At 60.4% G+C, this 25,501-nt stretch carries 19 protein-coding genes; 10 read left to right on the top strand and 9 right to left on the bottom strand.

Going from position 1 to position 25,501, the window contains the following annotated elements; all coding sequences use genetic code 11:
* Nucleotides 1-49: 49 nt before the first annotated feature.
* A complete protein-coding gene (locus JO015_04210) occupies nt 50-1,105 on the bottom strand; it encodes a tartrate dehydrogenase (GenBank protein ID MBV9998300.1) in 1,056 nt (351 codons plus the stop codon).
* Between the two features lie 131 nt (nt 1,106-1,236).
* On the opposite strand from JO015_04210, the gene JO015_04215 reads away from it, so the two are divergent.
* Together JO015_04215 and JO015_04220 are read left to right on the top strand one after the other, a co-directional pair.
* Complete coding sequence (locus JO015_04215) at nt 1,237-1,554, top strand: hypothetical protein (protein ID MBV9998301.1); 318 nt, start codon at nt 1,237-1,239, stop codon at nt 1,552-1,554.
* A gap of 123 nt (nt 1,555-1,677) precedes the next feature.
* The gene (locus tag JO015_04220; GenBank protein ID MBV9998302.1) at nt 1,678-2,046 is read left to right on the top strand and encodes a VOC family protein; all 369 of its coding nucleotides are present in this window, start codon (nt 1,678-1,680) and stop codon (nt 2,044-2,046) included.
* 82 nt (nt 2,047-2,128) lie between these two features.
* Here JO015_04220 and JO015_04225 read toward each other — a convergent pair whose 3' ends face one another.
* On the bottom strand, nt 2,129-3,181 hold the full coding sequence (locus tag JO015_04225) for a hydroxyacid dehydrogenase (GenBank protein MBV9998303.1): 1,053 nt from the start codon (nt 3,179-3,181) through the stop codon (nt 2,129-2,131).
* 123 nt (nt 3,182-3,304) lie between these two features.
* Here JO015_04225 and JO015_04230 point away from each other — a divergent pair, with 123 nt between their 5' ends.
* The gene (locus JO015_04230; GenBank protein MBV9998304.1) at nt 3,305-5,614 is read left to right on the top strand and encodes a cation:proton antiporter; all 2,310 of its coding nucleotides are present in this window, start codon (nt 3,305-3,307) and stop codon (nt 5,612-5,614) included.
* A gap of 59 nt (nt 5,615-5,673) precedes the next feature.
* Here the strand turns inward: JO015_04230 and JO015_04235 are convergent, their stop codons facing one another.
* On the bottom strand, nt 5,674-7,149 hold the full coding sequence (locus tag JO015_04235) for an inorganic phosphate transporter (GenBank protein ID MBV9998305.1): 1,476 nt from the start codon (nt 7,147-7,149) through the stop codon (nt 5,674-5,676).
* A gap of 163 nt (nt 7,150-7,312) precedes the next feature.
* Between JO015_04235 and JO015_04240 the strand changes: the two genes are divergently transcribed.
* Nucleotides 7,313-7,783, top strand: coding sequence for an acyl-CoA thioesterase (locus JO015_04240; GenBank protein MBV9998306.1), 471 nt, complete (start codon nt 7,313-7,315; stop codon nt 7,781-7,783).
* On the opposite strand, the gene JO015_04245 is transcribed toward JO015_04240, so the two are convergent.
* A complete protein-coding gene (locus JO015_04245; protein MBV9998307.1) occupies nt 7,736-8,494 on the bottom strand; it encodes an SDR family oxidoreductase in 759 nt (252 codons plus the stop codon). The genes JO015_04240 and JO015_04245 overlap by 48 nt on opposite strands.
* Nucleotides 8,495-8,654: 160 nt before the next feature.
* On the opposite strand from JO015_04245, the gene JO015_04250 reads away from it, so the two are divergent.
* The 4 genes from JO015_04250 (at nt 8,655) to JO015_04265 (ending at nt 13,097) form a co-directional block, all read left to right on the top strand.
* Nucleotides 8,655-9,371 (top strand): DUF2291 domain-containing protein, encoded by a 717-nt coding sequence (locus JO015_04250; GenBank protein MBV9998308.1) that lies wholly within the window; start codon nt 8,655-8,657, stop codon nt 9,369-9,371.
* 6 nt (nt 9,372-9,377) lie between these two features.
* Nucleotides 9,378-10,964: a sugar ABC transporter ATP-binding protein gene (locus JO015_04255; GenBank protein MBV9998309.1), complete on the top strand. Its 1,587-nt coding sequence runs from the start codon at nt 9,378-9,380 to the stop codon at nt 10,962-10,964.
* A gap of 15 nt (nt 10,965-10,979) precedes the next feature.
* Entirely contained in the window at nt 10,980-12,047 is a 1,068-nt protein-coding gene (locus JO015_04260; protein ID MBV9998310.1) for an ABC transporter permease, read from the top strand.
* Between the two features lie 147 nt (nt 12,048-12,194).
* Nucleotides 12,195-13,097 carry a D-ribose ABC transporter substrate-binding protein gene (locus tag JO015_04265; GenBank protein MBV9998311.1) on the top strand — a complete coding sequence of 301 codons (903 nt, stop codon included), beginning with the start codon at nt 12,195-12,197 and terminating at the stop codon, nt 13,095-13,097.
* A gap of 462 nt (nt 13,098-13,559) precedes the next feature.
* Here JO015_04265 and JO015_04270 read toward each other — a convergent pair whose 3' ends face one another.
* The 3 genes from JO015_04270 to JO015_04280 all read right to left on the bottom strand — a co-directional run bounded on the left by JO015_04270 (nt 13,560) and on the right by JO015_04280 (nt 17,641).
* A complete protein-coding gene (locus JO015_04270; protein MBV9998312.1) occupies nt 13,560-14,288 on the bottom strand; it encodes an OBAP family protein in 729 nt (242 codons plus the stop codon).
* Nucleotides 14,289-14,402: 114 nt separating this feature from the next.
* On the bottom strand, nt 14,403-16,607 hold the full coding sequence (locus JO015_04275; GenBank protein ID MBV9998313.1) for an alpha-galactosidase: 2,205 nt from the start codon (nt 16,605-16,607) through the stop codon (nt 14,403-14,405).
* Nucleotides 16,608-16,639: 32 nt separating this feature from the next.
* The gene (locus tag JO015_04280) at nt 16,640-17,641 is read right to left on the bottom strand and encodes a hypothetical protein (protein ID MBV9998314.1); all 1,002 of its coding nucleotides are present in this window, start codon (nt 17,639-17,641) and stop codon (nt 16,640-16,642) included.
* Nucleotides 17,642-18,024: 383 nt separating this feature from the next.
* Between JO015_04280 and JO015_04285 the strand changes: the two genes are divergently transcribed.
* On the top strand, nt 18,025-20,148 hold the full coding sequence (locus JO015_04285; protein MBV9998315.1) for an alpha-amylase: 2,124 nt from the start codon (nt 18,025-18,027) through the stop codon (nt 20,146-20,148).
* Nucleotides 20,149-20,206: 58 nt separating this feature from the next.
* On the opposite strand, the gene JO015_04290 is transcribed toward JO015_04285, so the two are convergent.
* Both JO015_04290 and JO015_04295 read right to left on the bottom strand, forming a co-directional pair.
* The gene (locus JO015_04290; GenBank protein ID MBV9998316.1) at nt 20,207-21,046 is read right to left on the bottom strand and encodes an aquaporin; all 840 of its coding nucleotides are present in this window, start codon (nt 21,044-21,046) and stop codon (nt 20,207-20,209) included.
* Between the two features lie 202 nt (nt 21,047-21,248).
* Nucleotides 21,249-21,524 (bottom strand): hypothetical protein, encoded by a 276-nt coding sequence (locus tag JO015_04295; GenBank protein MBV9998317.1) that lies wholly within the window; start codon nt 21,522-21,524, stop codon nt 21,249-21,251.
* 300 nt (nt 21,525-21,824) lie between these two features.
* Between JO015_04295 and JO015_04300 the strand changes: the two genes are divergently transcribed.
* Nucleotides 21,825-25,472, top strand: a complete 3,648-nt coding sequence (locus tag JO015_04300) for a protein kinase (protein ID MBV9998318.1) — start codon at nt 21,825-21,827, stop codon at nt 25,470-25,472.
* Nucleotides 25,473-25,501 lie beyond the last annotated feature (29 nt).

A 25,501-nucleotide genomic window follows, 5' to 3' on the forward strand; every position in this document is an offset into this window, starting at 1 on the left:
TCCGGTAACGGGGGTTCCGAATGGCTCATGGCCCGACGGGAACGTTCGGTCAGACCGCCTCAGCGATGGCTTTGCCTACCTCCTCCGTTGAGGCCTCGCCGCCGATGTCGCGGGTACGGGGACCCTGCTCGAGGACCTTTTCAATCGCACGAATCACCGCGGCCGCGGCGTCCGGTTCACCTAAGTGTTCCAGCATCATCGCTCCCGACCAGATCTGGCCGATCGGGTTGGCGATCTGCCGGCCCGCAATGTCAGGCGCTGAACCGTGTACCGGTTCGAACATCGAAGGATAATTGCGCTCCGGGTTCAGGTTGGCCGAGGGCGCGATCCCGATGGTCCCGGCGCACGCCGGACCGAGATCGGACAGGATGTCGCCAAACAGGTTGGACCCGACGACCACGTCGAACCAATCCGGGTGTTGGACGAAATGGGCGGCGAGAATGTCGATATGGTATTGGCTCGTCTTCACTTCCGGATAGCTGGCCGCGATCGCCCGGAAGCGTTCGTCCCAGAACGGCATGGTGATGGTGATGCCGTTGGATTTGGTAGCTGAAGTGACATGCCGGCGCGGCCGAGTCCGAGCGAGCCTGAAGGCGTACTGCAGGATGCGGTCCACACCTCGGCGGGTGAAGACCGATTCCTGCGAGACCACTTCAAAATCCGTTCCTTCGTAGAGGCGGCCGCCGATGGAGGAATACTCCCCCTCGTTGTTTTCACGCACGATGATGAAATCGATGTCGCCCTGCTTGCGGTCTCGCAACGGCGAACGGATGCCCGGCATCAAACGCACAGGTCGTACGTTGGCGTACTGTTCGAACCGGCGCCGGATCGGGATCAGCAATCCCCAAAGTGAGACGTGGTCCGGCACCCCGGGAAAACCGACCGCCCCTAAAAAGATTGCGTCAAGATGGCGGAGTTGCTCCAACCCGTCATCAGGCATCATCCTACCATTTTCCTGGTAATATTGGCAGCTCCAGGGAAAGAATTGCCAATCGAAGGTAAAGCCGCCCTTTTTGGCGGCGGCGTCTAACACATGGATGCCGGCCGGCACGACTTCCTGCCCAATGCCGTCACCGGGAATAGTGGCGATCCGGTAAGTTTTCATCGCTGAATAAGCATCACTATTTTTCGGCGTGCTCGCATCCCAAAGGTTCCTCGGGCGAGAAAAATTGTCCGGTCGAATCGTGCAAAACGGTGCGAACTGTTTCACGACGCCTTAACCGGAGCTACGACGCCATGGAACCTGACGAATCCCGCCTGTCCGCCCGGGAGCGGCTCGCCAAAGACGCCCAGAGAGAAGCGACCCTGCTCCGAAACATCCTGCACTTTTCGTTTTGGACGCTGGCCGCCCTCATCCCGACCACCGTCCTCCTGCTCGTGGACATGCCCCTGGTTGCGCGCATCATCATGGCCGCCCTTTGCATCGTGTGCTGGGCGTTCGCGCTGGGCGGCATGTTCCGGCTGACCGGCTTGCTGGACGCGGGAAGCCGTCCGGTTTCGCTTAACCCGTTCCATGCCGGAAAGCAGGGCACCAAGGACAACACGCGAACATAAAAACCGGGCGGCGCATTGGCGGCATTTTCTGCCGTGGCATTTCGCCGGTGATCGTTTAAAAAGGGACTCAACCAATGAGCACACGATTCAAGATCCCTGGACAAGAAGGGAAGGGCAAACGCCATGGCTAGCATCGTATGGTTTGAAATCCCGGCCGATGACGTCGAACGCGCCAAAGCCTTCTACGGCGCATTGTTCGGCTGGAAAATTGAGAAGCTTCCCGGCCAGATGGAGTACTGGCACATCGACACCGGCGGCAGCGAAGGCAGTCCCGACGGCGGCCTGATGAGGCGCCCGCACCCACAAATGATGGGCATCACGAATTACATCAGCGTCGAGTCGGTGGAGAAATCCGCAGCGAAGGTGGAGGAACTCGGGGGCAAAGTCTTCGTACCCAAGACGGCAGTGCCGCAGATGGGTTACTTTGTGATCTGCCAGGACCCGGAGCACAACACCTTCGCCCTCTGGGAACCGAGCGAGAACGCCCGATAAAAGGCATCCTTCGCGCACCCGTGAACCGGTGGTTTACGGTTCAGCCGCTGAGTTGGAGATCGACGCGTTCCCGGGATCAGGTTTACCTGCTGCAGGTTGTGACAACATTGATAGGTTTGCCGTCCAGGAAGGCGCGAACATTCTCCGCCGTCGTACGGTTGATTCGGTCCACCCCTTCAAAGCTGTTGAACCCGATGTGAGGTGTAAAAACGACGTTTGGTCTGGATATCAGCACCTTATTTCGCATCATCTGCTGAAGTTCCTGGATCCGGTTCGGGTGCTTAAGGCGGTGTTCCTCGGGTGAGAGTCCCGCGTGGAGTTCCTCGAGAATCAACTCGGTAACGTTCAGGTTCGGCGGGCGGTCTGTGGCGAGTTCACCTTCCAGAACGTCCAGACCCGCCCCGCCCACCTGACCGGCTTCAAGGGCGGCGATCAATGCCTCCGTGTCGATGAGACTTCCGCGTGCCGTATTGATGATCAGCACGCCCGGGATGCACCTCGACAACCTGTCCCGGTCGAGCAGGTGGAAGTTATCAGGTCGAAGCGGACAGTGAAGGGTGATGATGTGCGCCTGCGCGAGCAGATCCTCGAGCGTCGTGTATGCAAACCCGAGGAGGTCGGCCAGATGGGTATTCGGGACGGTGTCGCAGGCCAGCACCCGCATACCGAAGCCATTGGCTAACCGGATAACGTGCGAGCCGATCCGCCCGGTACCGATTACGCCGATCGTTTTGCCTTTCAGGTCAAAACCCCGAAGCGCCTCCGCCGACGAGCGGTTCTGCACCGCGAGGCTCGCGTCACGCAAGCGGCGGGATAAGGCGAGAATCAGCGCAAAAGTATGTTCCGCGACCGTATTTGCGCCGTAGGCAGGTACGTTTGCAACCGTTACGCCGCGTTGGCGGCACAATTCGACGTCGATGTGATCCCAGCCGGCCGAACGCGTGCATACGAGGCGCAGCAGCGGATGGCCGTCGAGAAACTCTGAATGCACCCGATCGTATATGAAAGGTGACAGAATTTCCGCCTCGGCCGACACCGCGGTCGTTGAGCTGACAAATTCGAGATCATGGTCACGCAACGCATCCTGAAAGAAGGTTTCATCGCCGCTGCCGGCACTCACAAAGGAAATTTTCATCACCGCGCCTTTGGCCTCAAACATGGGTGAAGATCCCGCGCGGCGCACGGCCAAAACGTTGCCGCCCTGAGCCATACTCACAGTGGGATCGCCGCGCCCGCCTGTGTTATAGGATAGGCCGACATGGGTGAATTCGGTCTGGTTGAGGACTTGGCGATCGTGACGCTGGTCGCCGGAGTGGCGGGATTTCTCTGCCAGCGAATCGGGCTGTCCAGCATCGTCGGGTTCCTGCTCGCCGGGTTAGTGGTCGGTCCGCACACACCACCTGTTGCGCTGATCTCTGATCAGGCTCGGATCGAGACCTTATCCCAGCTGGGTCTGGTTTTTCTGATGTTCTCGATCGGTCTCGAGTTGAGCCTCGGAAAATTGCGCAGGATGGGCCTGGGGCTGGTTCTCGCGGTGGCTCTCGGGGCGACGCTGGTTTTCAACGTGGTTCGCTTCGTCTGTCCCTTTATCGGGGTGGGCCCTGCGCAGGCGCTGTTCGTGGCGGGCATGCTGATGGCTTCCAGCTCTGCGATCATCGGTAAAATCCTGCCGGAAACCGGATTGATCCATCAACGGGCGGGTAATCTTGCGATGAGCATCACGGTTCTGGAGGACCTGGTGGCCGTAGTCATGCTGACCTTCATTTCCTCCATCGTCCAGATCCATCGCGGTCCGCAGGCGGATATCGGCCGGATCCTGGGGGTCCTGCTGGCTTTTGTTGCCGTGATCGTTGTGCTTGGATTACTGCTGCTTCCCCGGGTTCTCCGCCGCCTGGATCGAGCCGGAACCGATCTGCTGACCATTACCGTTGCAGGCCTGGTGCTTGGGATCGCGGTGATCGCGGTCAAGATCGGGTATTCGCTGGCCCTCGGCGCATTTCTGCTGGGCGCAATCATCGCCGAAACGCCGCAGCGCCCGGCCGTCGAGCGGGCGATGCAAGGGATGCGGGACGTTTTTATCGCCGTCTTTTTCGTCTCGATCGGGATGTTGCTGGACCCGGCGCTCCTGGTGAAGGATTGGGGCCTGATCTTGTCCTTGGGGCTGATGGCGATCGTGGTCCGCACGCTCGCAATCAGTGCGGCCCTGATGTTTACCGGAACCCCGGATTGGGATGCGATCCGGGCCGGTCTGATGGTGACGCCGATCGGTGAGTTCGCATTTATCATCGCGCAGGTGGGGGTCTCGGCGCGGTTGCTCTCGGCCGATTACTACCCCATCGCGGTCGGGATCGCATTGTTCACCGCCGTCGTTTCACCCATCTTGATCCAACGTTCCGCCCAAATCAGCAACGTCGTGGTCAATTGTGAGCCGAACTTTCTTCGGGAATTCCTGACGGTTTACCAGGAATTCCTGGCCTCGGCAGGTGAGCATCAGCACCGGAGCCGGGCGTTCGGGTTGGCGCGGCAAAAACTTCCCCCGCTCCTGGTCAGCGTTACCTTTGTGTCCGGCATTCTGGTGTTTGCACCGTTGCTCCTCCGCCAATGGGATGCGTCGTTTCCGGGCAACGCTGCCGCCTGGCGGGATCACCTGTTCTGGGCCCTGGTTGGCGTTGCCACGACCGGCCCGCTCCTTGGGGTTTGGCGGAGACTGGCCGAATTTCTCCTCGCGCTGACGGACCTGGTGTTTGCTGCTGAACACTGGACGCGGTCGCACTTCCTGGACGTTTGTCTGGAACTGCTGGGCGCGGTTTTAGTCTTTGCGTGGGTCTGGCTTCTCCGGCCGGCGGCCAAGGATACTGCGTACCTCTTCGGCGGGATCCTGGCAGCGGCCATTGTTTACATCGTCGTGTTCGGCAAACGGCTGATGACCGTGCATCATCAGATCGACTCGCAACTTGCCGAGGCTATTCTCTCAGCCGAGGAGCGGCGTCAGCAGAGTCACGAACATTGGCTGAAGGAGCACCAGGAATGGGAATTAACCCTCAGCGAAATCCGGGTACCGGATTCAGAGGCCTGGTTTGACAAGACGTTGGGAGACCTGGTCCTGCGCAGCCGATTCGGCTGCTCGGTAATCGGGGTTGAGAGACACGGTTACCCGGTGCCCGGGCCGGGTCCCGACACGGCCATCTTCCCGAATGACGTGCTTTTGGTGCTCGGAACCAAGGCACAGATCCAGCATGTGCGCGCATTCTTCGACAGCGGCCCGACCAATACCGAGAAATCCAACATCCTCGACGAGATTCGGCTTGAATCGGTCGAGGTTCTCGAGCAGAGCCGGCTCGCCGGAAACGCCTTGGCGGAACTCGAGATTCCACGGCACACCGGCGTGCAGATCGTGGGGGTATCCCGGGGAGAACACCGGATTCTTTTTCCCGGGCCTTTTCAGGTGCTACTACCCGGCGACTGGCTTCTGGTGGTAGGGACGAGAGACCAGATCCACCGGTTCCGTGAATGGATCAGAGGACCCGCGTCCGGCGCCGAAGGGCACGAATTAAAAGTCGGCGTCTGACGGCGGCAAGAGCCACCTGTGATGACGCGCTGCAGGTCCGGCGCTGTCGGTTCTGTCTTCTATCTCCATCCCAGAACGTTGAAAAAGAAGGCCAGCAGCCCCGCAAACAACGTGGCCCCCAGAAACAGGCAGACCGGCAAGGTCAACACCCAGGCCAGGACGATGTTGCGCAGCGTCTTCTTTTGCAGGCCGGAATGGTTTGCAGCCATCGTACCGGCGATGCCGGAGGACAACACGTGCGTGGTGCTGACCGGTAACCCCAGATGATCAGCCATCAAAATGGTCACGGCGGTGGTCAGCTCTGCCGAGGCGCCCTGGGCGTAGGCAAGGTGAGTCTTGCCGATCCTCTCTGCAACGGTCACCACGATCCGTTTCCAGCCGATCATCGTCCCCAGCCCGAGGGCTAGCGCCACCACGGCTTTGATGTAGACCGGGATGTATTCGACCGCCTTTTTCAACTCGGCTTGGAGGCCCTTGTAGTCAGGCCCGGCGATTCGCTTTTCTTTCTCCAGCTTCTTCAAACCTTCGTTGATGAGGTAGGCGCTGCGGCGTTGCTCCTGACGATCCGGCGCAGACACCTGTTCCACGGAGGATTTGCCGTCCAGTTTCGCCTTGAAATCCTGCATTTCAGCGACCAGCGCCGGGAAGACGTTTTCGTCAAACGTGCCCCGGGGTCCATCGTAGTGCGTTAAGGCCTGCCGGGCCTGATCCTGCGCGAGGGGCGGTTTGCCGTCCAGCTTGCCTTGCAGGGACTGGATGCCACGGTCCAGTTCGGCCGTGAGCGCCTTGATGTCATCGCTTTTCAGCGACGGGTTCAAGGCGAGCGCCGAGGGCAAGGCGACGATGAGCACCAGCATAAAAAGGCCCATCCCTTTTTGCCCGTCATTGGATCCGTGGGCAAAACTCACCCCCGTACAAGTCAGGATCAAGACCCCGCGCACCCACCACGGCGGCGAGCGCTGGGCGTCGGCCGGTTCGAAAATTTTCGGGCTCTTGACGAAGATGCGCAACCCGAACAGCAGGACGGCCGCCATGACGAAGCCCAGCACGGGAGAGAGCATTAACGACATAAAGACCTGCCGCACCTGTTCCCAAGGGACTCCCTGGCCCTGGCCCGGATGCTGCCAGATGTCCACGACGCTCACGCCCAGGATGGAGCCGATCAGCGAATGCGAACTCGAGCAGGGCAGGCCCATGTACCACGTACTGAAATTCCAGATGACGGCCGCAGAGAGCAGCGCAAAGAGCGCGGCTGCCCCGGTCCCTGAGGCGACGTTCAGCACCAAGCCCGTCGGAAGAAGCGCCACGATGCTGTAGGCAACCGCCCCGGTGGAAAGAAGTACCCCGAGGAAATTGCAAAACCCCGACCAGACAACCGCCGCGGTGGGCGGAAGACTATGCGTGTAGATCACCGTGGCCACGGCGTTGGCCGTGTCGTGAAAGCCGTTGATAAACTCAAAAAACAGCGCCAGCGCAACCGCGAGCACCGCGAAAATTATGATCCCGCCGTTCAGGTAATCGCCTGCGATATTCATGTCCTTGCCGAAAGAGACTTCGCGATTGCGTCGTCAGCAGCATCGTTACTTTTTCGTCACATACCGTTCCGCGCCCCGGTTACACGTCATGTACACCGTCCGGGGCAGGGCGATGCTCAATTGGCTTTGAGCGGGAACTTTGCCCTGTAGAATTACGGCCGATATGCCGCGAGTGTTCACGCACACCTTTTCAGTCCCCGAAGACGCCATTGATGAACTGGGGCACGTCAGCAACCTGAAATACCTCGCGTGGATGCAGGACATCGCCATTCGGCATTCGTCCGCCCAAGGCTGGCCCGTCGAACGTTACCTTGAGAAGGGCGCCGTTTGGGTGGTACGTTCTCATTTTATCACTTATCTGCGCCCTGCCTTTGCCGGCGAGACGATCACGTTGCAAACCTGGGTAGCGGAATTCAAGCAGCGAAGCTCATCACGCCGGTACCGGGTTCGGCGTGATCACGACGGTCGAGTATTGGTCGAGGCTGAAACCGTCTGGGTCTATGTGGAGCGCCAAAACGGCCGCCCGTGCAGGATCCCCGACGAGCTGCGTGCCGCCTTCGAGGCCGTCCCGACGGGATCTGACGCCTCACTGCGCAGTCCAGCCACCGTCGATGATAATGTCCGTCCCGGTTAGAAAGCCCGCTGCTTCGGAACACAGGTACAAGGCAAGCTGACCAACTTCCTCCACACGGCCCCAACGGCCGGCCGGGATTTTCGAGAGGAATTGCTGGTTGAGCTCCGCGTTCTGGATCAACGCAGCGTTTAACTCCGTGGCAAACGGGCCCGGGCTGATGCCGTTTACGGTGATGCCTTCCGAAGCGAGTTCCAGCGCCAGCGCACGCGTCAATCCGAGCAACGCAGTCTTGCTGGCGGAGTAGGCCGAGCGTCCCGGAAGTGAAACGTGGCTCATGGTCGACGTCAGATTGATGATTCGGCCGTAACCCCGGCCGATCATGTGGGGCACAAATGACCGGCACATGAGAAAAACGCTCGTAAGATTGGTGTCGACAACGCGACGCCACTCTTCGAGGGTGAACTCGACCAGGGACTTCCGGAGATTGATCCCAGCATTGTTGATCAGGATATCAACCCCTTTGAAAGTTCCTGTCACGTCGCGTTCAAGCCGGCGGACCTGTTCCTCGTCGGCGACATCCGCCTGGAAAACCTGTGCTTTGCCGCCTCCGCTCTCCACCACTTGTTTCACTCCATTCAACTGCTCAAGGTCTCGTGAGACCAGCGCAATGTTCGCACCCGCCGCACTCAGGGCCAAGGCGATGGCCTTGCCCAGGCCTTTACTGGCCCCGGTTACAACCGCTACTTTACCGTTCAAATCGTTTTCGTTCATTTCGGTTTCCGAAAGCTGCCGCCGGCAACCTGCCCTGAGTCCATCGTTGTAAAAGGGATCTTTTCAACCTTCTGCCCGCCGGTATATACAAACATGCGAAGATATGATTGTACACCTGCGCGGGCGGCGTAATGTCGCTGACCGCTTGTTCCCCCTGTAAATGGCTGCTTCAACCTCCCTGTCCCAAGCGCCGCCTCGAACCCAGGCGCGCCGGAAGGCCCGGCGCTCCCTGGCGATCCTGGCCATCTTTGTTCTGCTTGTGATTTTTTTGATGCTCAAGCCGCCGTTTGTCATCCGGCCCCTCCCCGGTCGCGCGGTGCCCGGAGCATCCGGGTCGCAACCCGCGCAGACTGCCGCGGCCAGGTTCGTCGACCCGATCTGGACGACCAAGGTGCTGCCGGCCATTCAGGAAAAGGCGCAGGACGTTGCCAAGGTCCTCCCGGAAATCCGAGCCGACCCCAATGGTGCCGGGCAGAAGTACGGGCGGCGCGAAGCCACCAACCCATACAACTACATGGTCAAAGGGACCGGCAACGTCGTCGAACTGCACACCGAGTCGCAGGCCGGTACCGCCATCGTCGAAGTTCCCGGGTTGGGGGAGAAGGTTGCATTGCAAATCGGCCCGGTGGTTCGTGGAACGGCCTTGCGCGACGCGACCGGGATCGTCTCCTTCAATCAATTTACCAATCAACTGGATTACGCCGACGTGGCCAAAGAGATGAATCATCGGGCACTCCAGACGGCCCTCGGCAACGTGGATCCTGCCTCGCTGGCCGGTAAAACGGTGACGTTTTTCGGCGCCTTCACTTTCGATTCCCATTCGAAGTCGCCGGTTCTGGTCACGCCGGTTAAGATTGATCTCCAGGCCGCTCACTGACGAACCATGCCGCCCACGGAAGCCGACCAGCCAAGCCCGTCCAATGGGCACAAAGTCATTCTGGCAGCAGAGAAGGTCACCAAGCGATTCCCTGGAACGGTCGCTCTGGACCAGGTCGACTTCAGCGTCTACGCCGGTGCGGTTAACGTCCTGATCGGCGAGAACGGGGCCGGCAAATCGACCCTGATGAAAATTCTGGCGGGCGTCGAGCGGCCCACAGCCGGGCGGCTGCTTCTCGATGGGGTCCCGGTGGAATTCCGGTCGACCCGCGAAGCCGCGCACGCGGGTATCGGCATCATTTTCCAGGAACTGAACCTCTACCCAAACCTCAACATCTCCGAAAACATCTTTGTCGCGCGCGAACTCACCCGCGGCGGGATCGTCCAGCATCGTGCCCAGGAGCAGATTACGCGCGAACTGCTGCAGCGCCTTGAACAGCCTTTGGAACCGACCATCCTGGTGAGGGATCTGCGCATGGGCCAGCAGCAAATCGTTGAGATCGCCAAAGCGCTGTCGCAAAACGTGCGCATCCTCATCATGGACGAGCCTACCTCGGCCCTGACGGCCGCCGAAACCGAGGCGCTCTTTCGGATCATCGCCGACCTTAAAGCGCACGGGGTGGCCATCATCTACATTTCTCACAAGCTGGAGGAACTGCTCACCATCGGCGATTACGTCACGGTGCTGCGCGACGGCAAACTCGCCGCCACGGCCCCGGCCCGCACGGTCAACGTTGCCTGGATCATCGAGAAGATGGTCGGCCGCAACGTGAATGCGCCACGGCACCGCACCCGGACGGCGACCGCGGACGACGAGCGGCCGGTGCTGGAAGTCAAGGATTTATGCCTGCCGCGCATTGGTGGCGGGTTCACCCTGGAAAACGTTTCGTTTAGCCTCCGGCGCGGCGAGATCCTGGCCCTCTTCGGCCTGATGGGTGCGGGCCGAACCGAACTGTTCGAGTGCCTGATGGGGCTGCACCCGGAAGCCGGCGGCGAAATCCGGCTTGGTGACCGCCGGCTTCGGCAGGAGACCATCCGGGAACGGATTGACCTTGGGCTGATGCTGGTGCCGGAGGATCGGCAGCGCCTGGGGCTGGTACAGAAACTGTCGGTTGCCCATAACATCACCATCGCCAGCCTCCGGCGGTTTGTGACCTCGTTCTGGCTTTCTGAACGGCGGGAACTGGAGGAAATCAAGGCCATGATGCGCACCCTCGCCATCAAGGCGCGCACCCCCCAGCACCCGATCACCTCGCTCAGCGGCGGCAATCAGCAAAAGGTCGTCGTAGCGAAGAGTTTGCTGACTCACCCGCAAGTCTTGCTCCTGGATGAACCGACCCGCGGCATCGACGTCGGCGCTAAAGCGGAAATCTTCGAGATCATGAACCGGTTGGCGGAACAAGGTTTCGCGGTGCTTTTCGTTTCTTCCGAGCTACCCGAAATGTTCACCGTCCCGGATCGCATCCTGGTTCTGTCCAAAGGGAAGATCACGGGTGAATTCGTTCACGATAAGGTAACCGAAGAGGCTCTGGTCCTCGCTGCCGGCGCACAGCAACAAACTGAGCACCCCATCCCCGCGCATCAACCGAAGTAAGCCGACAAGCCCCCCATGCACACGTCCGCCGCCGCTCCCGCACCTGCCGCTGCCCCTGCCAAGCCGTCCGGTCTATTCCTGGGCGTCCTGCTTTTCCAGTTAAGAGCCTTGATCGCCTTGTTTGTATTGATCGGGATTTTTTCGGTGCTCTCGCCTGCGTTTTTCACCCGGCAGAACCTGATCATCCTGGTCGGCCAGACGGCGATCAACGCGATCATGGCCGTGGGCATGACCTTCGTGATCCTGACCGGCGGCATTGACCTGTCGGTCGGTTCCACGGTGGGCTTGGCGGCCATGGCCTCGGGATTGCTGATCAACCGCGGCCTGCCGATTCCGCCGTTAGGGGTTGCCGTCTATTTCAACATTCCGGCGATCATTGCGCTTTGCCTCGCGCTGGGGTTGTTGGTCGGCGCCTTTAACGGCCTGCTCATCACCCGCTTCAACGTGGCGCCGTTCATCGCGACGCTCGGCACACTTTACGTCGCCCGAGGCACGGCGCAACTAAGCAACAACGGCGCGACCTTCCCCAACCTGATCGGCAACCCTGAACTCGGCAATACCGGCTTTCCCATCCTCGGCGCCGGTAGCGTCCTGGGCATCCCGATCGTTATCTGGATCATGGTTCTGTTCGCAGCCGTGGCCGGCTTCATAGCGGCTAAAACGCCGTTCGGCCGCCAGGTCTACGCCGTCGGCGGCAACGAACGGGCCGCGGAACTTTCGGGCATTTACGTGAACCGGATAAAAATGGCGGTTTATATGATCTGCGGCCTGTGCGCGGCGATGACCGGCCTGATCACGGCCTCGCAACTGGTCGCCGCACACCCGGCCGTGGGCGAAAGCTACGAACTGAATGCCATCGCTGCCGTCGTCCTTGGGGGCACCTCTCTGGCCGGGGGCCGCGGCACCATCTGGGGCACGATCGTGGGTGCTTTAGTCATCGGCGTGCTCACCAATGGCCTCGTCCTGCTGGGCGTCCAGGAATTCTGGAAAAAAGTGATTACCGGGCTGGTGATCATCCTCGCCGTAGTGCTCGATCAGCTCCAGGAACGGCTTCAGCAACGCCTCGCCCTGAAACGCGCGTAACCCCCCCAAATGACTCCTTCTCCTTTTCCTTTTCCCCACCTGCAACCTAACAACCACCCCCGGAATCAACCAACTATGCCCAAATCCACCCCCCTGAAACAGAAGTCCCTGGTCGTCACCTTCCTAACAACGCTCGCGCTCCTGTTCATGGCCGGAGCCATGATCCAATCAGCGCCGGCGCAGCAAAAGAAACTCGTTGCCATCATTGTTCCCTCGCCGGAAAACCCGTTCTTCAAAGCCTTGGCGGACGCCGCCGACGCAAAGGCCAAATCCCTCGGTTACGACACGCTCATCCTGGTCCATAACGACGACCCGGTAAAGCAGGACCAACTGTTTGACACGGCCATCGCGCGCAAAGCGGCCGCCATCATCCTGGACAATGCCGGGGCTGATGCGACCATTGCCGCGGTGACCAAAGCAAAAAACGCGGGTATCCCTTCGTTTCTGGTTGACCGGGAAATCAACGCGACGGGGGTTGCCGTCGCCCAGTTAGTGTCCAACAACTACCAGGGGGCAACCCTCGGCGGGGAAGAATTTGCCAAGCTCATGGGTGAAGACGGCGATTATGTCGAATTAATCGGGAAAGAGACGGATACCAACGCCGGTATCCGGTCCAAGGGATATAACGATACCCTGAGCCAGTATCCCAAGCTGAAGAAAGTCGCCGCGCAGAGCGCTAATTGGAACCAGGCAGAGGCTTTCCAGAAAACGCAGACGATCATTCAGCAGTACCCGAACATCAAAGGCCTCATTTCGGGCAATGACACGATGGCGCTCGGAGCCTATGCGGCCCTGAAAGCGGCCGGCAAAGGACAGGTTATCGTCGTCGGCTTTGACGGCAGCCCCGACGTCGCACAATCGATCAAGGCGCATGAAATCCGTGCGACGGTCCTTCAGCCCGTGGTTCGCCTTTCCGAGATGGCGGTCGAACAGGCCGACAACTATATCAAAACCGGAAAAGCGGACCAACCCGAGAAACAGACCATCGACTGCGTTCTCGTTAACGGCGATAACGTCAATAACTATTCGGCGTTCAGCTTGAAGGAATAGTCAGTCGGCAAGACGGATGTGCCGAAGCCGCTTGCGGGCGGCTTCGGCGTCATGACGAAGAGAGTGTTAGGTGCGTTTAAGCCTAACCAGCCGATCTTAGCCCCACAGGGGCGGCAGAAGGCGTTGCCGGCGGGTTCTGCCGCCCCTTCAGCAAATCCAACCCGGCGGGGCGGGCGTTCGTTAGGGAGGGCGTACCGGCGTGACGCCTTAGGAGGGCTCGATCGTGATTGTACGGTTACCCAGGGTAAACCCTGGGCTATGTTCTCCCGGCCCGTTGGGCCTAAGACCGATTCAACCCGTTACGGAGCATCCTCCGGCGCCGGCACCCCCTGAGCCGGCGTTCTACCGGGATAACTGTCTGAATGGTATAAATGGCCGTGGGGTGTAGGCGCGTTTAGACCCAACCTGCCGGAGGCCAAGGGGCGCAAAGTTGATTGCTGCAGCGTACTTCCAAAATACCTGTCAGTCGCTTTTTATCTGGTAGGCATTCCCTTGTTGCCACGCGTTGGCTCCAGGCAGGACCGCGTCGGCCACGATGTCTTCCCGAGTCTTCCGGCGCTGTTCGACGGAGTAACCGACTTCCTTCTCAACTTGTTTGACGAGGGGCTCCCTGGCCTGCCCATCCTGAACGAAGCCCATCATCAGCTGGGGCACTCCCAAGGGTAGGTCCGCATAACGGTCATACTGCCAGGTGTGCCACGTCTTGCCGTAGGTATTAACCAGCTTCTTCATAAGCTCACGTTCAACCGGCTCTGGAATGCCCGGGGCGGACAATTCACCCGATTTGACCTCGTACTGGTGACTATGCCAATAGCGCTTTTCTTCTTCGGGCAACGAGCCGAACAGCCGCGCGCTGATGATGTACTCGATCCCGATGAGGCGGGCGTCGGGCTGGTTGGAATCGTAAATGACGCATTGCAGGAACTCTTCGCTGCGGTGCGAACAGAAGTGATGGGCGATCACTTGCCGGCCCGGGTCACCGTTATAAAAGTGCAAGCCGCAGACGTAACCATCGATCTGGTCGACCGGGTGCTTGCCCTGCAGGAGGTGCGAGCCCATTCCCAGCACTTTGGTTTCGGCCGAGGGCGGCTCCTGTGGCGGCGGCGTTTGGCCAAACAGCCTGCGCAAGGGCAGCACGGAAACGCCGCCCAGAATCAAGGCCAGGCGCGAGATGACCTTCCGGCGCTGCATGCAGCCGCAAGCATGATTTGCATTTGCATTTGCAGAAGAGAATGGATCCGTCATGTCCCGTATTCGCACGTGCTGAGCCGCCAGGGCTAAAACCGTTCGGTCCCGGCCGTGTCCTCACCCGGCGGTGAATTCAATCGTTGCGCTGTCAAACCGCTTTTCAAACCCGAGCGTGATCCCTTCGCGCATCAACTCTGCACCCGTAAACGCCTGGCCATTTGCCGGCAGGCGGGAGGTAACGCCGGGTTTCAGGTTCACTTCCTTCACCACGTAGGAAAAATCCGGCTTGAGCCCGGTGACCCTGAAGGGTTTGCCGGCGCTCGCGACATCGTCTTCCAACTGCCAGGCAAACGCCACGGCTTTGGCCTTGTCCTGCGTAACGTAATCCAGGGACGCGCGGCTGCCTTCATACGGTGATTCCAGCCGGTAAAGATCCCCGAACTGCACGACGTCCCGCAGTTCGGATTTATACAAAGCCACCGCCTGCCGGGTGATAACCGACTCTTCTGCCGTGAGCGTCCCGGTATCCACGTCCATCCCGAGGCGGCCACTCATCGCCACATCGAAGGCAAACTTGAACGGCCGGCTGTTCATGCGCGTAACGTGGGCGCTGATCGCCGCGGCGGGATAAAAATGCGAGTACCCCCACTGTATCTTCACCCGACAGAGCGCATCGGTGTTGTCACTGGGCCAGAACTGCTGAAAGAATCTCAGCGACCCGTAATCGACCCGCCCACCACCCCCGGAGCAAGCCATCATGGTTACGCCCGGATGTTTCTCGACCACACGCCGCATGATTTGATAGAGGGCCCGCACGTACGCAATCCTAACATGCGATTGTTGGTAAGGCGGCAGGTAAGCCGATCCGGGATTGTCAATCGACCGGTTACAATCCCACTTCAGGTAGGAGATCCCCGGGGTGCTGAGCACGCCGTCGATCGCGTTGAACGCGTATTGCTGTACTTCAGGGCGCGTCAGGTCCAGCACCATTTGATTACGGAACAGGCTCGCAGGCCGGTGCGGCTGCGTGATCACCCATTCGGGATGCCGCGTGTAAAGCTGACTCGCCGGGTTGACCATCTCCGGCTCCATCCAGATCCCGAATTGCAGCCCTCGACTGAGCGCGCTTTGCACCAGAGGCCCTAACCCGCGCGGAAACCGGGCGGGGTTCGGCTGCCAGTCTCCAAGACCGGCCTTATCGTTAATCCGGGCGTATTTTCCGTTTCCGAACCATCCATCATCCAGCAGAAAGATTTCCATGCCGGCAGCTTTGGCGCCCTGAAAAAGCGATTCGATCCGTGTCTGGTCGAAGTTAAACTCGGTGGCCTCCCAATTGTTGAGCAACGTCAGTTGCGGTTTATTACCATCCCGCACACCGTGGAGACGAGCCCAGCGGTGAAAACGCCGGCTCGCTTCGCCTTTGCCTTGCGTGCTGAAGGTAAACAGAAATTTTGGCGTCTCGAAGATCTCGCCCGGCGTCAGGTGCCACTCGGAGGCGTACGAATTGATTCCCGACAGGATCCGAAGACGATTGGTGCGATCAACCTCGAACGTGTTGGCGAAACTGCCGGACCAGGCAAGCGTGCCGAGAAGGACCCGGCCCTCGGCTTCGGTGGCCCTGCGGCCCAGAGACAGGGCGAAGTCCGGCGCGGCCGACTGGCCGTTGCGTATGCCAAGCTTGGATTCCACGCTCTTGATGCCGGGCTGCAACCGGGCCTCGGTCAACTGCATTTCATCCTGATAGGCGGCAGGAAAAAAGGTCAGCCAGTAAGCGTCGGCGTGAAAGGTCAACCCTGCAGAGGCAAAATCGCGGAGGGTAACGGGCGCGTTCTCCTGGTGACGGATCTGCGTCCACTGTTCAAAGAGGTCCTCCCCCTGGTTGCTTCTGACGAAGACATTGACGTAGAAAGGATGGTGAACGTCTTTTAACTCGATTCTGGTTTCAGTGACGGCAGCGCCCACCTGCCTGATCGTGTGCCTGACGTAAATCAGGTCGCAAGCCGGATCCCCGTCGGCGTGCGTCGCGCGAACGGCCACCTTACCCGGTTCATCCTGGCCGGCGTACCAACTTGCATTGCCCGAAGCCGCGTTGGTCGGGTAGACGACGTCACCGGGGATGCTGCCTCCATCCTTCGGAGCGCTTGCCGCCGGGCCGAGATAAAGCAAGTTGAGATGCTTGTCTCCCGTGACCTGGAACACCAGCGTTGTCGAATCGGTTTGGATGGGGATCAGCAGTTGAGCAGGGGACGCGTTCATTCCGGAGGCGGCAAGCGTGAGCGCGCTCGCAGCGATCAAAAACCATGCAGGCCGGCGGGACTTCATCGCTCGTCTCCAACTTGTGTTTCGGGGGCGGATCAGCCTTCCGGCGGCAGATCCAGCAACGCTTTAACACCCGCCTCATGCGTCCGGTCCTGCGCTCGGGCCCAGGCGCGCAAGCGGGCCACCGCTGTCTGGATGCCCCGGTCGTGGTAGGCAAAAACCATCGGCGACGTCACAAGCGTCCGGTTCGGCAAAAACGTCCTCGGGATCGAACGGGGGTTGGTATTTCCCAAAATTCGAAGCCGGCTGATCACCGGGGCCGGTCTGTAGGGAAAGATGCTGTCCGGTTCCTCATACTCGAAAGAAGTAACAAAGTTCCCAGTGGTGAGGAGGGCGCCCGCCAAGGCCGCGCCTTCACCCGGGTGCCCTCCGGTGCCTAACGAAACCACAAAAACCGGCTCCGTGATTCGTGGTGCGGCGCCTCCGCCCGCTGATTCCAGGAATTCCAGTAATGGCGTCAGCTTCGTATCCCATGCGATCAGGCGATCACCCCGGTCCCGGCCGTAATGCCTCAACGAATATGCTGCCGCATTCATCACCAACCCTGCAGACGCCACCTCGTAGAGGGTTACGGCGGCGGGTTCCTGATGGTGCACCTGCGCCCATTCCTCGAAGACGTCATCCGGAGCGTAGCTTCTGATGAATAATTCAACAAAGAAAGGGTAATAGCTGTCCCTGAGTTTGATCGTGGTCAGGGTCACGCCCGAACCCAGGTCCTGCGTCCCGTGCTGCACGTATACCAGGTCAGTGGAGGTGTTCCCATCGAAGTGCGTCGCCCGAAGGGCCGGCTGCGAATGGAACAGGCTCCCCGCGCCCGGGTATACCACGTTATCGTTGTCGTTCGCGGGATCGTACGTCGCAGGGGCGGCGGATGCGGGCCCTACGTAGTACTGCGTCAGGTGATTGTTTGCGCCAGTGGAAAAGACCAGTGCGGTCGATCGGGTCTTCACCGGGATCAGCAGACCGGCAGAGACGATACCCAGCGACGAAAGAAGGGCCATGGACGCGGCGAATGGCAATAAAGAACGTGTTTTCATGGGCGGATCTCCGGCGAGGGGCGAGTGTTCAGCGGTACCGTTCATTCCGATTGATACCATAAACGATTGGGATCCGGCCGCTCACTTCCACGAGGGCATACCTGACAACGCCGATGTTGGGAAGGTGAAAATGGCCCCGTGATCGCCCGGATCCGCCCTGGCGGGGTCGCTGTCGGCATCCTGTTAGATCCTAACATAGCCCGGATCGCCCAGCCTGCCGCCGCCAGGATTCCCGGAGTAAAACCCGCGATTTTCAATGCCGGTTAGCTGCCGGGAAGTTATCTCGCTTTCGGTCACATTCGCCGGCGCGCTCAGCCGCGGGTGCGAGCGCTTTAGGTTTGCATCACCGCGGCAACGGATGTGTACTACCCGCGACTAATCCCATGAGATTCAGCCTCTTGCCTCTCGTGTGCATCCTGGCGGCTTCGGTCGCATGGGGCGAAAACAATTTTTTCAACCCTGGCATCCGGTCGGCGCACCAGGGTGAAATCATATACCTGCTCATGCCTGACCGGTTCAACCATGCAGATCCGACCCGGAACCAGGCACAGCCGGATTCAGGGGAGCCGGCTCAAAGCGGATTCGACCCGGCAAATCCGCGTTGTTACCATGGGGGTGATCTTCGCGGGATCGATGCAAAACTCAATTACCTCAATCATCTGGGAGTGTCTTCGATCTGGATGACCCCCATCTTCCGGAATCGAGCGGTGCAGGAGGCTGAGGGCCGCGTTCCGCTCAAGACAGGCTACCATGGCTATTGGATACTGGATTTTACGGATGTTGATCCTCACTTTGGATCAAAGCAGCTCCTTCGACAGCTTATCTCAGATTCAGCGGCGCACGGGATAGGTATCATCCTCGACATCGTCGTTAACCATACCGCAGACGTGATCCAGCCGAAAAACGGAGTTCACGCCTACCAATATAAATTTTCGAAACCGTACCTGGATGCGAATGGACAGCCGTTCGACGATCGCAGTTACATCAACAAACCCGATTTTCCGAAGCTCGATCCTTCCATCAGTTTCCCGGTCCCTCCGGCTTTCAACGATGAGGCTGACCGTACGATCAAGAAGCCCGATTGGTTGAATGATCCGACCGTCTACCATAATCGAGGTGACGCATCAGGTAGCGGGGAGAGCGACCAATACGGCGATATTGCCGGTCTGGATGATTTGTTTACCGAGCAACCGCGCGTCGTCCAGGGAATGATCGATATTTACAGTGACTGGGTAAGGCATTTCGCGATTGCAGGATTCCGTTTGGACACGGTCAAACACGTCAATGACGAGTTCTGGCAGCGGTTTGTTCCCGCCATGCAGGACGTCGCGGCAGAAGCCGGTCGCAAAAACTTTTTTATTTTCGGTGAAGTCTATAATCCCGACCCGGCTGTCCTTTCCGAGTTCGTGCATCGGGCCGGCATTCCCGCGGTGCTGGATTTCGGATTTCAACGGGCCGCGGCCGGCTTTGCGAGTGGAATAGACGCCCCCCGCAAGCTGGCCGAGTTTTTCGCCAAAGACGGTTATTACACAACGCCGTCTGCAAACGCGTACGGGTTGGTCACCTTTCTCAGCAACCACGACATCGGGCGAATCGGTCACTTTCTGGTGAACGATCTCTCGACGGCGCCGGACGAAGAACTGCTGGCGCGCGACGTCCTGGCGCATGCCTTGTTATTTTTTACCCGGGGCATCCCCTGCCTTTACTACGGTGACGAGCAGGGATTTACCGGCCGCGGGGGTGATGCGCTCGCTCGAGAGGATATGTTCGGGTCAAAAGTGCCGGACTTTGCGGGAGAAAAGAGGATCGGGGGCGGTGACGGGGCCGCACCGGCGTTCAACGAGGATCACCCGCTCTTTCGCGCCATCCGGGAAATGATTTCCGTCCGGCGAAAGCATCCGGCCTTGGAAAGCGGCATCCAGATCGTGCGGTGCGCGGACGATCGTCCGGGCATCTTCGCCGTTTCCCGGATTGACCGGGGTCAGCGCAAGGAGGTGGTAGCAGCTTTCAACAACTCAGGGGAGACGCACAAAACGGTTATCAAAACATCCTCTCCATCCGGAGGCTGGGAACGCGTTTACGCCGGTGCGCCGGCAGGAACCAACTTCGCCGCTCGTCCCGACAACCAACTTTACATCGAACTGGGGCCGTGGTCAGTCCTGGTGTTAGGAAACGCCGAAACGATTGACACCGGGCCGAAACAACCCGGCGAATTGCATTTGGAAGCAACTCGAAACGGCGACCTCGAAGACCATTGGGAGATCAAAGCTGAATTCGTTCCGGACCAGATCGCCTCGGTTGCATTTGGCGTCCGGGCAAAAGGCGAAGCGGATTACAAGTTCCTTGGCACGGCCGATACGGCCCCGTACCGGGTGTTTCCGGCGTGGGACGTCATTCCCAATACGCCTGAACTCGAGTTCAAGGCCATTGCGCACGACCTGTCCGGGAACGAGTTAACGGCAGAGTTTGAATGGCGTCGCCGTGTCCCCCGGGGTTCCGGCCGGTGATGCCATTGCTCGGGCAAGGAGGCAGGTTCCTTGGGTCCGGGCCCGGCCTGAAGCGGAATCATCTGCTCGGTCCGGTCGCGCCGTGATGGCCGAAATGGCATAACCGCGCCTCATTCGGGCGATGGCCGTCGAGCGCGCCTAACCGTAAAAACAAGACTGCAAAGGCGGCACCCAGGCCAGGGCCGATCCAGTATACCCACCAGCCCTGCCACAGCCAGGCGGCCAGTTCCGGCCCGAAAGATCGTGCGGGGTTGGCACTGGCGCCGGACAGGGGCGCCTCAAGCCAGGTGAGTACGGCGAAGAGCGGGGGATTGACCAACGGCGTGAAAGGCTGGGTCGCCTTGTGCGCCGCGCAGATAAAAATCAGGAACACCAGCAGGAACGTGCAGACGGCCTCGCCGCCAACGGGGAGCCACTCCGGTACACCGTTCGCCGGCAGGGAGGCGCCCCAGTTGGCGCTGGCCCCCGAGGCCTTCCAGACAACGACGAGTGCCGCCGCGCCAATCGCCCCGCCGAACAACTGCGCCAGCACGTAGCAGACCGCATCCCGCCATTGGATTTTGCCTTCGAGCCAGAAAGCAAAGGTCATGGCCGGGTTGATGTGTGCGCCGCTCATTCTTCCGATCTTCGAAAAGGCAATGGCTGCACCGACGCTGCCGAACAGGAGTCCATTGAGAAAACGGCGCGGGCCGGGTTGGATCGGCAACCCGGCCAGGGGCGCGCCATGTCCCCAAAGCGCGATGACGAGAGAGAGCCCCACAAACACCAACAACGCAGTGCCAACCAGTTCCGCCGCGTACATTCGGGGATGCAGTTTGTCGTGCGGAAATGGCTTACCACGGAGCGGCCGATCCTGTCTGACCTCGCCCGGCTGGGAAGCCGTACTGACCTTATCCATATGAATCGGAATCGCTTGACCTTACCTAATGGGTTTACCTGATTCCGATGCCGATGCCTGCCGGACTTCACGGCGTTGTTCGCCGCCGGCACCCACGCATCCTCCCGGCGCAAAAACCACCCGGAAGGGCACGGGCTAAAAACCACGCCGTCCCTCGGCCGCAGCTGCCAGGCACGAGCGGGGCGTCTGCCGCCGGCTTTCCTCAACTCAAAACCAGCATTGTCGAGGGGTTATGGGGATGGCCGTCGATGATGGCCACCGGCGTCGGACGGTCGTCGGCCGGCCTGCTGACTTTAGCCGAAACGCCGTTGCCTTCGCTTTGTGAGAAGCAACTGCGGATCCCGCAACCAGAAAAGACCCCGTCCGCGTCGCCTGCCTCACGATGGGCCTTCACCACCGCAAGGTAAGACCTAGATGACTGGGTGTAGAAAGAGCGGCTCGCCGATGCTTGCGCTTCGATCGGATCCCTTACGCTCACGGACGCTGCACTTAAGAGGAGCGCAACTGCGGCAAGGAAACGGGCGTTCTGTGAGTGGTGGATGGGTCGCATCAAGGATTACAAAGCGATCCGGCCGCCAAAGTTTCGAAGTTGCTGGTGCGTTTTGCTTTCTTTTACTTTTCGTTAGCCTTATTGAAAGTCCTTGGGTAGTCGTTGCGTTTCGGCCGCTTCAAGCGCGCTACGCAAGAGTGTCGTACCGCAGAAGCGGCCCGGAGCTGCGCTAGAGGCAGAAGTTTGCAGCGTAGCCGACTTGCAGCGAAGCAAACCTGGAGGCATCCCATGCAATCCGACGCACCCGCTAAAATCACTATGGGCGAAGGACCGCGCGATTGTCCGACTTGCGGTACGCCTTATCCCGAGGGAAGCGCTGATACCGGCTGTCCCGTGTGCCTGTTTCGGCGAACCCTTGATCTCGAGTCCGAAACGAAGATCAACGCACCAGGGGATGGATTGTCGCCGGACGATGGTGACGGTTTCGACCATTACGAACTCGCGCGACGCGAGGACGGCAGCCTGGATGAACTGGGCCGGGGCGCCATGGGCATCACTTACAGGGCCTTCGATACCGTTTTAGGCCACGCCGTCGCCCTGAAGGTCCTGGATGCCCACATCGCTGCCGACCCTGCCGCCCAGGCCCGTTTCCTCCGGGAAGCCCGTGCCGCTGCGCGCCTGCGGCACCCAAACATCGCCTCCGTCTTTTACTACGGGGTACGCCCGAGCGATGGCCAATGTTTCTATGCCATGGAACTTATCGAGGGCGAAACGCTGCAGGCCCGCCTCCGCCGCGAAGGGCCGTTACCGCTGCCCGTTGCCCTGGAAATCACTCGCCAGGTCACGCGGGCGCTGGCCGCGGCCGATGCTCAGGGCCTGGTACACCGCGACCTGAAGCCCTCAAATCTGATGCTGGCCAAAGGGCCGGAGTTTAGCGTCAGGATTATCGATTTTGGTTTGGCCAAAGCGGTGGCCGCTGCTGAGGAGTCCGACCTGACTCATGGGGGTTTCGTGGGGACGCCTGTCTTCGCCAGCCCGGAGCAATTCACGAGCGGCGGCGTAGACGTCCGTGCGGACCTTTATTCGTTGGGCGTTACCCTTTGGGAGATGCTGACCGGCGAGGCACCGTTCCAGGGATCCCGGGCGGCTTTGATGCAACAGCATTTGCGCGCGCCCTTACCCCTCGACCAACTCAAAGGCGTCCCGCAGCCGGTGTGTCTTTTGCTGCAAACGCTCCTGGAGAAAGACCCGGCGCGGCGGCTCCAGACTCCGGACGACCTCCTGCAGGCATTGCCGAAGATCACGGGCGCGATTGAAGCCGGGCGCAGCCTGGCGCGCCACGATTTGCACAGGGCGCCCTCGGCCGATCGCGCAGCCGTCGCAGCCGTTACCCGCCGGCCGCCGCCACGGCGCGGTCCAAAAAAGATTTCGATCGCCCGGTTGCCGGTTACGGGAAGGGAGATGTTTGGCCGCGAAGAAGATCTCGCGTTCCTGGAGGCGGCCTGGGCGGACCCTCATGTAAATGCCGTGACGGTCGTGGCCTGGGCGGGCGTCGGCAAATCCACGCTGGTTAACCATTGGCTCCGGCGAATGGCGGCCGAACGCTACCGTTCTGCCGAAGTTGTCTTCGGCTGGTCCTTTTACCGCCAGGGGACCAGCGGAGACGCTTCGTCTGCGGATGAATTTGTGGACGCGGCCCTGGCGTGGTTTGGTGACCGCGACCCCCGGCTCGGCTCCGCGTGGGAAAAAGGTGAACGCCTCGCCGGCCTGATTGCGCAACGCCGCACTTTACTGGTGCTGGACGGTCTCGAACCGCTCCAGAATCCGCCCGGTTCGCAGGAAGGGCGCCTGCGTGATCCCGCGCTCCAGGCGCTTCTGCGCGACCTTGCTGCGTTCAACCGGGGCCTGTGCGTGATTACCACGCGGCTGCCGGTTGCTGATATCGCCGATCACGAGGGCATCTCCGCTTTACGCCGTAACCTGGACTACCTTTCCGACGAGGCCGGGGCGCAGCTGCTGCGGGCGGTGGGCGTCAAAGGGCCAGAGGCCGAGCTGCGACAGGCCAGTGACGAATTCCGCGGCCATTGCCTGGCGCTCACCCTTCTGGGCAGCTACCTGACCGACGCTTATAATGGAGAGATTCGTTGCCGCGACGAGGTCTCCAACCGCCTGGCGCACGATGTGCGCCAGGGCGCCCATGCCCGGAAGGTGATGGCCTCCTATCAAGGCTGGTTCGGCGAGGGTGCGGAGCTGTCGGTGCTGCGTCTGCTCGGCCTGTTCGACCGGCCCGCAGACGCAAAAGCGCTCGAGGCCGTGCAGAAACCGCCGGCCATGCCGGGACTGACCGAAGGCTTGAGCGACCTGAGTCCGACCGAGTGGCGAACGATCCTGGCCAAGTTAAGAAGGGCACGGTTGCTGGCTGAGGAAGACCCGCACCGGCCCGGGCACCTGGACACCCATCCCCTGGTTCGTGAGTACTTTGGTGACCAGCTGCGGACCCAGCACATCGAGGCCTGGCGGGAAGGCAATCGGCGGCTCTATCTCCACTATCAGACGCTGGCGCCGCCACTGCCGGACACTTTCCGGGATATGGAGCCATTGTTCCTGGCCGTCACCTGCGGTTGCCAGGCCGGGTTGATGCGCGACGCCCTGCACCAGATCTACCTGCCGCGGATCCAACGGGGAGCCACCGCCTTCGCGGCAAATGTCCTCGGAGCCAGGGGCGCATCGCTCTCGGTTTTAGCCCAATTTTTTGAACAGGGCCATTGGGGTTCACCGGTGGCGACGGGCGTCGAAGGGCAAAGCCTAACCGCAGAAGACGAACTTTTCATCCTCATGCAGGCAGGCCTCCTTCTGACGGCCACACGCGGGTTGCAAGCACCGGAGGCACGCATCTGCTACGAGCGCGCGGAGTCCTTGTGTCATTCGCTCCATCGTCCCATGCAGCTCAATTCCGCGCTGCTGGGTCAGTGGCTATCTTCGCTTATCACCGACAAGCTGACGGAGACGATGCAGATCGCCAAACGCGTTTACGCCCTCGCGCAGAAGCAGAATGACCCTGTGTTAATGCTTGGAGCCCAACGCGCCTTGGCCGGCACATTTTACTACATGGGCGACTTTGAGGCCGCACGAGAACATGCGATGCATGCCATCCAGATCTGGCGCTCCGGAGCCGTGGCCTCTCCGGTCGAGGAGCTTCACTCACCCGCGGTTGTCAGTATGGTGTATAAGGCCCTCTGCGACTGGTGCTTTGGAGAGACCGCTTCTTGCCGGGCAACCATGGCCCAAGCGATCGACCTGGCGAGAGAATTGAAGAACACGACCGCGCTCGCCGCAGGCCTCTATTTCGCCGCGGCTCTGGGCCATCTTGAGCGCGATCCGGCTGAAGTGGAGCGCTTTGCATCGGATTTGATGGAACTGACCGCACATAACCGTCTTGGATTCTGGCCGGCTGGAGGGATGATTCTACGTGGTTGGGCGCGCAGCGCTTCCGGTGACATCGCGGAAGGCATCGCCTGGATCGAGGAGGGCATACGGGCCTACCGGGCAACCGGTGTGAAGCTGACCATGCCCTACCTGCTAACATTAAAGGCGGAAGCGTTGCACCTCGCCGGTCATAGCGCCGGAGCGCTCGAGGCAATAGAGGAGGCCGACGTAGCGGTCGATGCGTTTGAGGAGCGCTGGTGGTGCGCTGAATTGCATCGGCTTCGCGGGCTTTTTCTTGCCACCCTGGGTGCAGACGAGGCCCGGATTACGGCTTCGTTCTGCAATGCCGTGCAGATCGCAAAACGGCAAAGGTCGATCCCGCTGATGAATCGTGCCGAAGCGACTTACGCTGAATACCGTAGCCGAAAAGGGAGGAAGCATCCGGTTTTCACCCCGTCTGACGTCTTAACCTGCCATTTGCCGCGGCGTTCTCCGGGCGGGGAATGGTGAATCATCAAGCCGGACTGCGTCCGCGCTAT

Source organism: Verrucomicrobiota bacterium (assembly GCA_019247695.1).
Taxonomy (GTDB): Bacteria; Verrucomicrobiota; Verrucomicrobiia; order Chthoniobacterales; family JAFAMB01; genus JAFBAP01.